This window comes from Kitasatospora purpeofusca, from assembly GCF_036010405.1.
GTDB classification, from domain to species: domain Bacteria; phylum Actinomycetota; class Actinomycetes; order Streptomycetales; family Streptomycetaceae; genus Kitasatospora; species Kitasatospora purpeofusca.
Genome location: NZ_CP108561.1, coordinates 2878647 through 2890887 on the forward strand (window position 1 = coordinate 2878647; position 12241 = coordinate 2890887).

A 12241-nucleotide genomic window follows, 5' to 3' on the forward strand; every position below is an offset into this window, starting at 1 on the left:
TGGCGGGCCGGACGGGCAGGCGGGACGGCCCCGGCCCGACGTCACCGCTTCACGGAGCCCCCCGCGGCGCGCATCGACTTGGTGATGGTCTTCCACTTCTTCAAGCGCTCGGAGGCGAGCCGGGCGTCCGAGCGGGAGGCGATCCACTCGTTCTCCCGCTGGAGCTTGAGGTAGCTGTCCATCCGGCGCTCGGGCAGCGAGCCGTCCTCCAGCGCGGCCCGCACCGCGCAGCCGGGCTCGCCGGCGTGGTGGCAGTCGTGGAAGCGGCACCCCTCGGCCAGTTCCTCGATGTCGGCGAAGGCGAGTGCCACGCCCTCGCCGCCGTAGAGGCCGACCTCGCGCAGGCCGGGGGTGTCGATCAGCACCCCGCCGCCGGGCAGCAGGACGAGCTCACGGGTGGTCGTGGTGTGCCGGCCCTTCTGGTCGCCCGAGCGGGCGGCCTGGACGGTCATCACGTCGACCCCGGCGAGCACATTGGTGAGGGTGGACTTGCCGACGCCGGACTGGCCGAGCACGGCGGTGGTACCGGGCGTGCAGGCGCGCAGCACGTCGATGCCCTCGCCCGTCTCGGCGCTGACCACCAGGACGGTGACGCCGGGCGCGGCGGCCTCGACGTCGGAGCGGATGAAGTCGGCGTCGTCGACCAGGTCGGCCTTGGTGAGCACGACCAGCGGCTCGGCACCGGACTCCCAGGCGAGGGCGAGGAAGCGCTCGATCCGGCCGAGGTCGGGCTCGGCGGCGAGCGAGGCGGCGATCACCACGGTGTCGACGTTGGCGGCGAGCACCTGGCCGTCGGAGCGCTTGCCCGCGACCTTGCGGATGATCGCGGTGGAGCGCGGCAGCAGGGCCGCGACCGCGGGCATGGGCAGGCCGGGCGAGAGGTCGACGGCGACCCAGTCCCCGGTGCACGGGCAGTTGATCATGTCGGCGTCGCCGACCTGCCGGGTGTCGGCCCGGACGGTGCGGAGCCCGCCCGTCCCGGGGTCGACCAGGACGGCATCGCACTGCCCCCGGTCGATCCGGACGATCCGGGCCGGGACCAGCCCGGCCTCGGCCAGCGGTGCGAACAGCTCGTCGAGCTCGGTGGTCCAGCCGTAGCCGGCCAGCGAACCGGCGGCCCCGGCAGGCTGGGCACCGTCGGCGTCGGCGGAGGTGGTGGAGAGGAAGGAGGAGGAGAACGGAACGGAGGCAGCGTTGAACAACGCAGTGGGCCCTTCGGGAGGAAAGTGGTCCCGCCGGGCTGCTGCGGCTGCGTGCGCGAAGGGCTACGTCAGCCGGCGGCCGGCAGGGAGAGGTGAACGCGGTCGCTGCCCAGGGCAGCCGTCATGGCAATCGTGGCCACGAGACTCACCTCCTGCTTTCTCTCCTCGGACGGCGCACCGCGCCGCCCGAACCGGACGCTCAACACGCTAGCGGGCCCCACCGGCCCTGCCAACCGGTTTTTCACCTGCTGTTCCGCGCGCCACCTGCGGTTCCGTGCGTCACCTGCGGTTCGGTACGCCCCGGCTCAGCGCCGGTCCCACGGCGGACTCGGCGGGCGGCTCGGCAGCGGGTACTCGGGCGGCGGCGCGGCGGGCCGGTCGCTGTCCGGCGGCGGCGGGGCCGGCCGGTGGTGCGGACCGCCGCCGCGGGCGGTGATCCGGCCCCGGACGTTGTCGGCCGCGAGCACGTCGGCCCACCGCTCGGGGTACTCGGAGGGCACGTCGGCGTCCTCGCCGTCGTCCTCCCAGTACTCCTCCTCGCCGCCCTCGGCGAGGCCCAGCTCGCGGGCCCGGCGGGCCCGTTCGACGGCGCGCCGGGCGGCCACCTCGCGGACCACGGCGGCGGCGGCCTCCTCGTGCGCGCGCTCGTTCTCGGCACGGGCGTCGGCGGTCTCCAGGGTCGGCCAGCGGCGGTCTATGGCCGCGTTCATGGCGGCACCGATGAGCACCGCGAGCGCGACCACGAAGATCCACAGCAGTACGGCCACCGGCGCGGCCAGCGAGCCGTACACCGAGTGGCCCTCGATCGAGCTGACCAGGTAGAGGCGCAGCGCGACGCTGCAGAAGACAAGCACCACCAGGGCGACCAGCGCGCCGGGAATGTCCTCGCGCCAGGGTGTGGAGACCGGTACCGCCAGGTGGTAGAGCGTCGTCAGCGAGACGATCAGCAGCAGGATGGCGAACGGCCAGTAGGCCGCGTTGATCAGCCCGCCGCTCTCCGGCACCGCGTTGGTCACCAGTTCGGGGCCGGCCATCAGCAGCGGCAGCACCAGTGAGCCGATCACCAGCGCGCCGAGGTAGAGGCCGAGCGACATCAGCCGGGTCTTGACGATGCCGCGCTTGCCGTCGAGCCCGTACATCACCGTGATGGTGTCGATGAAGATGTAGAGCGCCCGGGATCCGGACCAGAGCGACAGCAGGAAGCCGATCGAGATGAGGTCCGGCCTGGTCTGGTCGAAGACCTGGCGGAGCAGCGGCTGGACGACCTGGGTGATGGAGGAGTCCGAGAGCACCGTGCCGGCCGCCTTGACGATGTCGGCCTTCAGCTTGTCGATGGTGCCCGCGCCGAGGAAGTCGTCGAGGTAGCCGAGCGTGCCGGCCAGGCAGAGCAGCAGCGGTGGGATGGAGAGGAGGGTGAAGAACGCCGCCTCGGCGGCGAGCCCGGTGACCCGGTACTCGACGCAGGTGTTGGTGGTGTCCTTGACCAGCGCCCAGACGGTGGTCCGCCAGGTGGCCTGCTTGGCCGCCCGCCGGGACCCCTTGCCCCGACGACGGGAGGGGCGCTCGGGGGCCGACCGGGTCGTTTCGCCTGCTGCTTGCACAGGCCCAACGTTATCGGGCCCGGACCGGTCGGCCGCTCTCCCGGGGCACGGGCGCGGCACGGGCGGCGCGCGGACGCCCGCAGGCATGCCCGCGGGCGCGGAAAAGATGAGGATGCGGGGCGCTGTCGGCGGGAGCGGCGGGAACGCTCCGGCATCTCGCGATCCGAAACTCCGAGGTCCAAAATACGGACGTTAGTGGACCGCGAACCGTGCTCCGTGCGAATCTCTTGCCATGCCGAGCGCCGGAACCACCCTAGTAGGTCGACTGCACGTCGATCTCCTTCGCGTGTCCAGCGCCATCTGTCCGGTGACCTGAGCCCGACCCCGCCGCCTCCCACCGCACCCGGCGCCACCTCACCGCCATCCCCGCCGAAGCGGATGCGCAGGCGCCCGCCCGGCCGCCGCGAATGCTCCCCCGGTCCTGAGAAAACCGCAGGTCACAGCAGCTTCGCCGAGTCGAGCACGCCCCGCGACCAACCCGGCGTCAGAGCCACCTGCCCCGAAGGACTTCACCATGGCCACCACCCCCGAGACCGCCGAGCCCACGGACGAGAGCGCCCCCGCGCGCCGCCCCGCCGCGGTTCGCAAGGTGACCCGTCACCGCGGCGAGGGCCAGTGGGGCATGGGCCACTACACCCCCTTGAACGCCAACGAGCAGTTCAAGAAGGACGACGACGGTCTCAATGTGCGGACACGTATTGAGACGATCTACGCCAAGCGGGGCTTCGACTCGATCGACCCGGCCGATCTGCGCGGCCGGATGCGCTGGTGGGGGCTCTACACCCAGCGCAAGGAGGGGATCGACGGCGGCAAGACCGCGATCCTGGACCCGCACGAGCTCGACGCCGAGTACTTCATGCTCCGGGTCCGGATCGACGGCGGCCGGCTGACGGTCGCCCAGCTGCGCGCCGTCGCCGAGGTCTCCGAGGAGTACGGCCGCAACACCGCCGACCTGACCGACCGGCAGAACGTCCAGTACCACTGGATCCGGATCGAGGACGTCCCGGCGATCTGGCAGAAGCTGGAGGCCGTCGGCCTGTCCACCACCGAGGCCTGCGGCGACACCCCGCGCGTCATCCTCGGCTCCCCGGTGGCCGGTGTCGCCGAGGACGAGATCATCGACGGCACGCCCGCCATCGACGAGATCCAGCGCCGCTTCATCGGCAACACGGACTTCTCCAACCTGCCGCGCAAGTTCAAGTCCGCCGTCTCCGGCTCGCCGCTCCTGGACGTCGCCCACGAGATCAACGACATCGCCTTCGTCGGCGTGGTCCACCCCGAGCACGGCCCCGGCTTCGACCTCTGGGTCGGCGGCGGCCTGTCCACCAACCCCAAGCTCGGCGTCCGGCTCGGCGCCTGGGTCCCGCTCGACGAGGTCGCCGACGTCTACGGCGGCGTCATCGGCATCTTCCGCGACTACGGCTACCGCCGGCTGCGCAACCGCGCCCGGCTGAAGTTCCTGGTCGCCGACTGGGGCACCGAGAAGTTCCGTCAGGTGCTGGAGGACGAGTACCTCAAGTACAAGCTGGTCGACGGCCCCGCCCCGGCGGAGCCGAGCGGCCGCTGGCGCGACCACGTCGGCGTGCACCGGCAGAAGGACGGCCGCTACTACGTCGGCTTCGCGCCCCGGGTCGGCCGGGTCGACGGCAAGCTGCTCGGGCAGATCGCCGACCTCGCCGAGGCCCACGGCAGCGACCGGCTGCGCACCACCGCCGAGCAGAAGATGATCGTGCTCGACATCGCCGAGGACCGGGTCGAGTCCCTGGTGGCCGGCCTGGAGGCACTGGACCTCCGGGTCACCCCCTCGCCGTTCCGCCGCGGCACCATGGCCTGCACCGGCATCGAGTACTGCAAGCTCGCCATCGTCGAGACCAAGGAGCGCGGCCGCACGCTCATCGACGAGCTGGAGCAGCGGCTACCCGAGTTCACCGAGCCGCTGACCATCAACATCAACGGCTGCCCGAACGCCTGCGCCCGCATCCAGGTCGCGGACATCGGTCTCAAGGGCCAGCTGGTGACGGACGAGCAGGGCAACCAGGTCGAGGGCTACCAGGTGCACCTGGGCGGCGCGCTCGGACTGGAGGCCGGCTTCGGCCGCAAGGTCCGCGGCCTCAAGGTCACCAAGGACGGCCTGCCCGACTACGTCGAGCGCGTCCTGACCCGGTACCAGGAGGACCGCACCGAGGGCGAGCGCTTCGCCCAGTGGACGGCCCGGGCCAGCGAGGAGCAGCTGTCGTGAGCGAGCGGAGCGAGCTCACCATGAGCAGGTGCGAGTCTCGCGAAGCGACCGCCGAGCGCAGCGAGGTGGCCGCATGAGCGAGCGTGCCGCCCCCTTCTTCTGCCCGTACTGCGGGGACGAGGACCTGCGTCCGTCCGAGGCCGGGCACGGCGCCTGGGAATGCCACGGGTGCCGCCGGGCCTTCCAGTTGAAGTTCCTCGGCCTGCTGTCACCGAGCAATGGGGGTAACCGGAGTGACCGGCACGACGACTGACTTCGAGGAGCTGGCCACCGCGGCCGGCCGCGAGCTGGAGGAGGCCGAGCCGCAGGAGATCCTGCGCTGGGCCGCCGACACCTTCGGGAAGCGCTTCTGCGTCACCTCCTCGATGGAGGACGCGGTCGTCGCCCACCTGGCCTCCTCGGTGTTCCCCGGGGTGGACGTGGTGTTCCTGGACACCGGCTACCACTTCGCGGAGACCATCGGCACCCGGGACGCGGTGGCCGCGACCATGCCGGTCAACGTCATCACGCTCACCCCGGCGCTGACCGTGGCCGAGCAGGACGCCCGGTACGGGCCGCAGCTGCACGACCGCGACCCGGACCAGTGCTGCGCGCTGCGGAAGGTCGAGCCGCTGAACCGGGGCCTCGGCGGCTACGACGCCTGGGCCACCGGACTGCGCCGCGACGAGTCGCCGACCCGCGCGAACACCCCGGTGGTCTCCTGGGACCCCCGGCGCCGCAAGGTCAAGCTCGCCCCGATCGCCCGCTGGACGCAGGAGGACGTGGACGCCTACGTCAACGCCAACGGCGTGCTGCTCAACCCGCTGCTGTGGGAGGGCTACACCTCGATCGGCTGCTCGCCGCTCTCCTGCACCCGCAAGCCGGGCGAGGGCGAGGACGCCAGGGCCGGCCGCTGGTCCGGCTCCGGCAAGACCGAGTGCGGCATCCACCTCTAGACCCTGCACCCGGCAGAACCCCACAGACCCACCGTCGAACCCCCGTTCTAAGGACTTCCACCGTGACCACAGCCGACACCCCGGCCGCCGCCGGAGCCGCAGAGGCGGCCCCCGCGGCCGACCCCTGCGAGCGCGGCGCCACCGTGTGGCTGACCGGGCTCCCGAGCGCGGGCAAGACCACGCTCGCCTTCGCCCTGGCCGACCGGCTGCGCGCCGAGGGCCACAAGGTCGAGGTCCTGGACGGCGACGAGATCCGCGAGTTCCTCTCCAAGGGCCTCGGCTTCAGCCGCGAGGACCGCCACACCAACGTCACCCGGATCGGCTTCGTCGCCGAGAAGCTCGCCGCCAACGGCGTCAAGGTGCTCGCCCCGGTGATCGCGCCGTTCGCGGACTCCCGCGCGGCGGTCCGCGAGCGGCACACCGCCAACGGCACCGCGTTCCTGGAGATCCACGTCGCCACCCCGGTCGAGCTCTGCGCCGAGCGCGACGTCAAGGGGCTGTACGCGAAGCAGGCGGCCGGCGAGATCTCCGGCCTGACCGGCGTCGACGACCCGTACGAGGCCCCGGAGAACCCGGAGCTGCGGCTGCAGACCCAGGGACGCGAGGTGGCCGACTCCGCCGCCGAGCTGCACGTCTTCCTGACCGAGAGGGGCCTGGCATGACCACCGCGACGGACAGCCCGCTCCGTACCGACGACCCCGACCAGAATTCAGGGGGGCCTTTCGCGCTGTCCCACCTGGACGCGCTGGAGGCCGAGTCGGTGCACATCTTCCGCGAGGTCGCGGGGGAGTTCGAGCGCCCGGTGATCCTGTTCTCCGGCGGCAAGGACTCCATCGTCATGCTGCACCTGGCGCTCAAGGCCTTCCGGCCGGCCGCGATCCCGTTCTCGCTGCTGCACGTCGACACCGGCCACAACTTCCCCGAGGTCATCGCCTACCGGGACCGCGTGGCCGCCGAGCACAACCTGCGCCTGCACGTCGCCTCGGTCCAGGACTTCATCGACGACGGCCGGCTGCGCGAGCGCCCGGACGGCACCCGCAACCCGCTGCAGACCGTCCCCCTGCTCGACGCCATCGAGAAGGGCCGCTTCGACGCCGTCTTCGGCGGCGGCCGCCGCGACGAGGAGAAGGCCCGCGCCAAGGAGCGCGTCTTCTCCCTGCGCGACGAGTTCGGCGCCTGGGACCCGCGCCGCCAGCGCCCCGAGCTGTGGTCGCTCTACAACGGCCGGCACGCCGTCGGCGAGCACGTGCGCGTCTTCCCCCTCTCCAACTGGACCGAGCTGGACGTCTGGCAGTACATCGAGCGCGAGTCCATCGACCTCCCGGAGATCTACTACGCCCACGAGCGCGACGTCTTCGCCCGCGGCGGCATGTGGCTGACCGCCGGCGAGTGGGGCGGCCCCAGGGACGACGAGCCCGTCGAGCGGCGGCTGATCCGCTACCGCACCGTCGGCGACATGTCCTGCACCGGCGCCGTCGACTCCGACGCCGCCACCATCCGGGCCGTCATCGCCGAGATCGCCGCCAGCCGCCTCACCGAGCGCGGCGCCACCCGGGCCGACGACAAGCTCTCCGAGGCCGCGATGGAAGACCGCAAGCGCGAGGGATACTTCTAATGAGCACCACCCCGACCGGCACCACCCCGACCGGCACCACCACCTCGCTGCTGCGCTTCGCCACCGCCGGCTCCGTCGACGACGGGAAGTCCACCCTGGTCGGCCGGCTGCTGCACGACTCCAAGTCGGTGCTCGCCGACCAGCTGGAGGCCGTCGAGCGCGTCTCCCTCAGCCGCGGCCAGGAGACGCCCGACCTGGCGCTGCTCACCGACGGCCTGCGCGCCGAGCGCGAGCAGGGCATCACCATCGACGTCGCCTACCGCTACTTCGCCACCCCCCGGCGGCGGTTCATCCTCGCCGACACCCCCGGGCACGTGCAGTACACCCGCAACATGGTCACCGGAGCCTCCACCGCCGAGCTGGCCGTCGTCCTGGTCGACGCCCGCAACGGCGTCGTCGAGCAGACCCGCCGGCACGCCGCCGTCGCCGCCCTGCTGCGGGTCCCGCACGTCGTGCTGGCCGTCAACAAGATGGACCTGGTCGACTACGCGGAGCCGGTCTTCGCCGCCACCGCCGCCGAGTTCACCGCCTACGCGGCCTCGCTCGGCATCGGGGACGTGCTCGCCGTCCCGATCTCCGCGCTCGCCGGGGACAACGTCGTCGAGCCCTCCGCGCACATGGACTGGTACGGCGGCCCGACCCTGCTGGAGCACCTGGAGACGGTCCCGGTCGGCAGCGACCCGAGCGCCGAGCCGACCCGCTTCCCGGTCCAGTACGTGATCCGCCCGCAGACCGAGGAGCACCCGGACTACCGCGGCTACGCGGGCCAGCTGGCCTCCGGCGTGCTGCGGGTCGGCGACCCGGTCACCGTGCTGCCCTCCGGCCACACCACCACCGTCACCGGTATCGACGTGCTCGGCCGCGCCACCGACATCGCCTGGACCCCCCAGTCGGTCACCGTGAGCCTGGCCGACGACATCGACATCTCCCGCGGCGACCTCATCGCGGCCGGCCCGGCCCCCGTCCCCACCAAGGACATCGAGGCCACCGTCAGCCACCTCAACGAGCGTCCACTGCGGGCCGGCGACAAGGTGCTGCTCAAGCACACCACCCGCACCGTCCGGGCACTGGTCAAGGACATCAGCTACCGGATCGACATCGACACCCTCGAACAGCGCTCCGGCGCCGACGGCCTGAACGTCAACGACATCGGCCACGTGGTGCTGCGCACCGCCGAACCGCTGGCACTCGACGACTACACGGACAACCGCCGCACCGGATCGTTCCTGCTGATCGACCCGGCCGACGGCACCACCCTCACCGCCGGCATGGCGGGCGAAGCCTTCGCAACCACCGGCACCACCGACAGCGAACCCGACGAGGAGGACTGGGTCTGATGCCCAGCGAGGCGTTCTCGGGCATGGACAAGGAAGGCGGCCGCATCGGCAGCGGCGTCCTCGGCAGCGGCCAGGGCGGGCTGACGCGATGTGCGGGCCGACAGGGCTGAGAAGCGCCCTGTCACCGGGCCGACTGCCCCGACCGCAGGCCGGCCCGGCTTGCCCGGCACCCGCACGGGTGCCGCAAGCACAACCTTGACCGAACTTCCGCCCCGAGACCGCCTCCTGACGGTCCGTCCGCGAACAGGACTCACCATGGCACCGAACCAGGCACTGTCGCACGGCCACGACCCGCATCCGGCCACTCGCCCCCTCTCCGGCCGGATCAGACGCTCCGCCGTCGCCGCCGTGGCCGGCCTCACCGCCGTCGCGCTGCTCTCCGCCTGCAGCTACGGTTCCAAGAACGACGACAAGAAGACCAACACCGCCGCCCCCGCCGGTGATTCCGCCTCCAGCGGCGCCGCGGCCAAGCTCTCCGCCGACACCGTGCGGATCGGCTACTTCGCCAACCTCACCCACGGCACCCCGCTGGTCGGCCTCCAGGACGGCATATTCCAGAAGGAGCTGGGCGCCACCCAGATCAAGACCCAGGTCTTCAACGCGGGCCCGGCCGAGATCGAGGCGCTCAACGCCGGCTCCATCGACATCGGCTGGATCGGCCCCTCCCCGGCGATCAACGGCTTCACCAAGTCCGAGGGCAAGTCGCTGAAGATCATCGGCGGTTCGGCCTCCGGCGGCGTCAAGCTGGTCGCCAACCCGGACAAGATCACCTCGCTGGACGACCTCAAGGGCAAGAAGATCGCCACCCCGCAGCTGGGCAACACCCAGGACGTGGCGCTGCTCAACTACCTTGCCGGCAAGGGCTTCAAGGTCGACGCCCAGTCCGGCGCCGGCGACGTCAGCGTGGTCCGCTCCGACAACAAGGTCACCCCGGACGCCTACAAGCAGGGCTCCATCGACGCCGCCTGGGTGCCCGAGCCGACCGCCTCCAAGCTGGTCACCCTCGGCGCGAAGGTCCTCCTCAACGAGAAGGACATCTGGCCGGACAAGAAGTTCGTGATCACCAACATCATCGTCTCGCAGAAGTTCCTCGCCGAGCACCCCGACGTGGTCGAGGCCGTGCTGCGCGGCTCGGTGACCACCAACGCCTACATCAAGGCCAACCCGGACAAGGCCAAGGCCACCGCCAACGAGGCGATCAAGAAGGAGGCCGGCAACGCCCTGGAGCCCGCCATCCTCGACCCGGCCTGGGCCGACATCGACTTCCTGGACGACCCGCTGGCCGCCACCCTGCAGACCGAGGCGGACAACGCGGTCACCGCGGGCCTGCTCAAGAAGCCGAACCTGAACGGCATCTACGACCTCACCCTGCTCAACAAGGTGCTGAAGGAGAAGGGGCAGAGCCCCGTCGCGGACGCCGGCCTCGGCGCCAAGTAGCGCCCGCCGTACCGCAGTACCGCGCCCGAAACCCCGAGGTCCGGCCCCCGCCCGTCCGTCCGATGCCCGCTCGATGCCCCGAGCACGGCCGGGCGGGGCCCGGCCCTCGGCCCCGCTCCCTCGACGCCAGATGCCAGACCAATCACGCAGGAGGTGCCCGGAATGAGCCCGGCACTGACCACCTCGAACGACGCCGGCGGCGTCGGCACCCTCGACGGTGCCCCCGCCGTCCGGATCTCGCACGTGCACAAGACCTTCGGCCGCCCCGGCGCACAGACCCACGTCCTGGACGACATCACCCTCGACGTCGCCCCGGGCGAGTTCGTCACGCTGCTCGGCGCCTCGGGCTGCGGCAAGTCCACCCTGCTCAACCTGGTCGCCGGCCTCGACAAGCCCACCGCGGGCAGCATCGAGGTCCCCGGCGGACGCCCCGCGCTGATGTTCCAGGAGCACGCGCTCTTCCCCTGGCTCACCGCCGGCAAGAACATCGAACTCGCCCTCAAGCTCGCCGGCACGGCCCGCGCCGAACGCCGCCCCGAGGCCGAGCGCCTGCTCGAACTCGTCCGGCTCCAGGACTCCTACGGCAAGCGGGTGCACGAGCTGTCCGGCGGCATGCGCCAGCGCGTCGCACTGGCCCGCGCCCTCGCCCAGGGCAGCCAGGTGCTGCTCATGGACGAGCCGTTCGCCGCCCTCGACGCCATCACCCGCGACGTCCTGCACAACGAGATCACCCGGATCTGGGCCGAACAGAAGCTGTCGGTCCTCTTCGTCACCCACAACGTGCGGGAGGCCGTCCGGCTCGCCCAGCGCGTGGTACTGCTCTCCTCCCGACCCGGCCGGGTCGCCAAGGAGTGGACGATCGACCTCCCGCAGCCCCGCCGGATCGAGTCCGCCGGCGTGGCGGACCTGTCCATCGAGATCACCGAAGAACTGCGTGGGGAGATCCGCCGCCATGGCCAGCACTGACATCACCACCAAGGCCGGGTCGGGCCACGGCGGTACCGTCGCCGACTTCGCCGGCGTCGAGGCCGGGCTGGACGCGCTGGACGCGGTCGTCACCCAGCGCAACTCCACCGCCGAGACGCTGCGGCAGAAGGTCCTGCCGCCGCTGCTCGGCGTCCTCCTGGTGCTGGCCCTCTGGCAGGCCGCCTACAGCCTGCACGTCACCACCGCGTACAAGCTCCCCAGCCCGCTCGACGTCTGGAACGCCGCCGAGGACCTCTGGTACCAGGGCACGCTGTTCTCGATCATCTGGACCAGCGTCTGGCGCGGACTGTCCGGCTTCGTGGTCGCACTGCTCATCGGCACCCCGATCGGCCTGCTGGTCTCCCGGGTCAGGCCGGTGCGCGCCGCGGTCGGCCCGGTCCTCTCCGGCCTCCAGTCGCTGCCCTCGGTCGCCTGGGTGCCCGCCGCGGTCATCTGGCTCGGCATCAACGACTCGATGATGTACGCCGTCATCCTGCTCGGCGCCGTCCCCTCGATCGCCAACGGCCTGGTCTCCGGCATCGACCAGGTGCCGCCGCTGTTCCTGCGGGCCGGCCGCACCATCGGCGCCACCGGCCTCGCCGGGGCCCGGCACATCCTGCTGCCGGCCGCACTGCCCGGCTACCTCGCCGGACTCAAGCAGGGCTGGGCCTTCTCCTGGCGCTCGCTGATGGCCGCCGAACTCGTCGCCTCCTCCCCCGACCTGGGCCTCGGCCTCGGCCGGTTCCTGGAGAACCAGCGCGAGTTCTCCGACATGGCGGGCGTCCTGCTCGGCATCATCCTGATCCTGTTCGTCGGCATCGCCATCGAACTGCTGGTCTTCACCCCGGTCGAGCGCCGGGTCCTGCGCAACCGCGGCCTGCTGGCCGCCGTCAAGTAAGGCCCTCCCGC

At 71.8% G+C, this 12241-nt stretch carries 12 protein-coding genes; 10 read left to right on the plus strand and 2 right to left on the minus strand.

The genetic code is table 11. The features are described 5' to 3' along the window. Positions 1–41 precede the first annotated feature (41 nt). Both rsgA and OG715_RS12365 read right to left on the minus strand, forming a co-directional pair. A complete protein-coding gene (gene rsgA, locus OG715_RS12360) occupies positions 42–1202 on the minus strand; it encodes a ribosome small subunit-dependent GTPase A (protein ID WP_407660968.1) in 1161 nt (386 codons plus the stop codon). A gap of 305 nt (positions 1203–1507) precedes the next feature. Beyond that, on the minus strand, positions 1508–2803 hold the full coding sequence (locus OG715_RS12365; RefSeq protein WP_266268723.1) for a YihY/virulence factor BrkB family protein: 1296 nt from the start codon (positions 2801–2803) through the stop codon (positions 1508–1510). 232 nt (positions 2804–3035) lie between these two features. Here OG715_RS12365 and OG715_RS12370 point away from each other — a divergent pair, with 232 nt between their 5' ends. The 10 genes from OG715_RS12370 (at position 3036) to OG715_RS12415 (ending at position 12230) form a co-directional block, all read left to right on the plus strand. Continuing rightward, a complete protein-coding gene (locus OG715_RS12370; protein ID WP_310593185.1) occupies positions 3036–3119 on the plus strand; it encodes a putative leader peptide in 84 nt (27 codons plus the stop codon). A gap of 198 nt (positions 3120–3317) precedes the next feature. After that, positions 3318–5042, plus strand: coding sequence for a nitrite/sulfite reductase (locus OG715_RS12375; protein WP_323182116.1), 1725 nt, complete (start codon positions 3318–3320; stop codon positions 5040–5042). A 73-nt stretch (positions 5043–5115) separates the two neighbouring features. After that, positions 5116–5295: an eL43 family ribosomal protein gene (locus tag OG715_RS12380; protein WP_030391290.1), complete on the plus strand. Its 180-nt coding sequence runs from the start codon at positions 5116–5118 to the stop codon at positions 5293–5295. After that, positions 5276–5977, plus strand: a complete 702-nt coding sequence (locus tag OG715_RS12385; protein WP_266268724.1) for a phosphoadenylyl-sulfate reductase — start codon at positions 5276–5278, stop codon at positions 5975–5977. Before OG715_RS12380 ends, OG715_RS12385 begins: the two co-directional genes overlap by 20 nt. 62 nt (positions 5978–6039) lie before the next feature. After that, the gene (cysC, locus tag OG715_RS12390) at positions 6040–6639 is read left to right on the plus strand and encodes an adenylyl-sulfate kinase (RefSeq protein WP_266268726.1); all 600 of its coding nucleotides are present in this window, start codon (positions 6040–6042) and stop codon (positions 6637–6639) included. Beyond that, the gene (gene cysD, locus OG715_RS12395) at positions 6636–7592 is read left to right on the plus strand and encodes a sulfate adenylyltransferase subunit CysD (RefSeq protein ID WP_266268727.1); all 957 of its coding nucleotides are present in this window, start codon (positions 6636–6638) and stop codon (positions 7590–7592) included. Before cysC ends, cysD begins: the two co-directional genes overlap by 4 nt. Continuing rightward, positions 7592–8929, plus strand: a complete 1338-nt coding sequence (locus OG715_RS12400; protein ID WP_266268728.1) for a sulfate adenylyltransferase subunit 1 — start codon at positions 7592–7594, stop codon at positions 8927–8929. The genes cysD and OG715_RS12400 overlap by 1 nt, the downstream gene beginning before the upstream one ends. 255 nt (positions 8930–9184) lie before the next feature. After that, positions 9185–10366 carry an aliphatic sulfonate ABC transporter substrate-binding protein gene (locus tag OG715_RS12405; protein ID WP_266268730.1) on the plus strand — a complete coding sequence of 394 codons (1182 nt, stop codon included), beginning with the start codon at positions 9185–9187 and terminating at the stop codon, positions 10364–10366. Positions 10367–10528: 162 nt separating this feature from the next. Further along, complete coding sequence (locus OG715_RS12410) at positions 10529–11332, plus strand: ABC transporter ATP-binding protein (RefSeq protein WP_266268731.1); 804 nt, start codon at positions 10529–10531, stop codon at positions 11330–11332. Next, entirely contained in the window at positions 11319–12230 is a 912-nt protein-coding gene (locus tag OG715_RS12415) for an ABC transporter permease (protein ID WP_266268732.1), read from the plus strand. Before OG715_RS12410 ends, OG715_RS12415 begins: the two co-directional genes overlap by 14 nt. The last annotated feature ends 11 nt before the right edge of the window (positions 12231–12241 follow it).

Bases quoted from the DNA above. Each gene is read 5' to 3' on its own strand.
- OG715_RS12370 (WP_310593185.1), top strand. From the start codon at position 3,036: ATGCCGAGCGCCGGAACCACCCTAGTAGGTCGACTGCACGTCGATCTC.
- OG715_RS12375 (WP_323182116.1), top strand. From the start codon at position 3,318: ATGGCCACCACCCCCGAGACCGCCGAGCCCACGGACGAGAGCGCCCCC.
- OG715_RS12380 (WP_030391290.1), top strand. From the start codon at position 5,116: ATGAGCGAGCGTGCCGCCCCCTTCTTCTGCCCGTACTGCGGGGACGAG.
- cysD (WP_266268727.1), top strand. From the start codon at position 6,636: ATGACCACCGCGACGGACAGCCCGCTCCGTACCGACGACCCCGACCAG.
- OG715_RS12400 (WP_266268728.1), top strand. From the start codon at position 7,592: ATGAGCACCACCCCGACCGGCACCACCCCGACCGGCACCACCACCTCG.
- OG715_RS12405 (WP_266268730.1), top strand. From the start codon at position 9,185: ATGGCACCGAACCAGGCACTGTCGCACGGCCACGACCCGCATCCGGCC.
- OG715_RS12410 (WP_266268731.1), top strand. From the start codon at position 10,529: ATGAGCCCGGCACTGACCACCTCGAACGACGCCGGCGGCGTCGGCACC.
- OG715_RS12415 (WP_266268732.1), top strand. From the start codon at position 11,319: ATGGCCAGCACTGACATCACCACCAAGGCCGGGTCGGGCCACGGCGGT.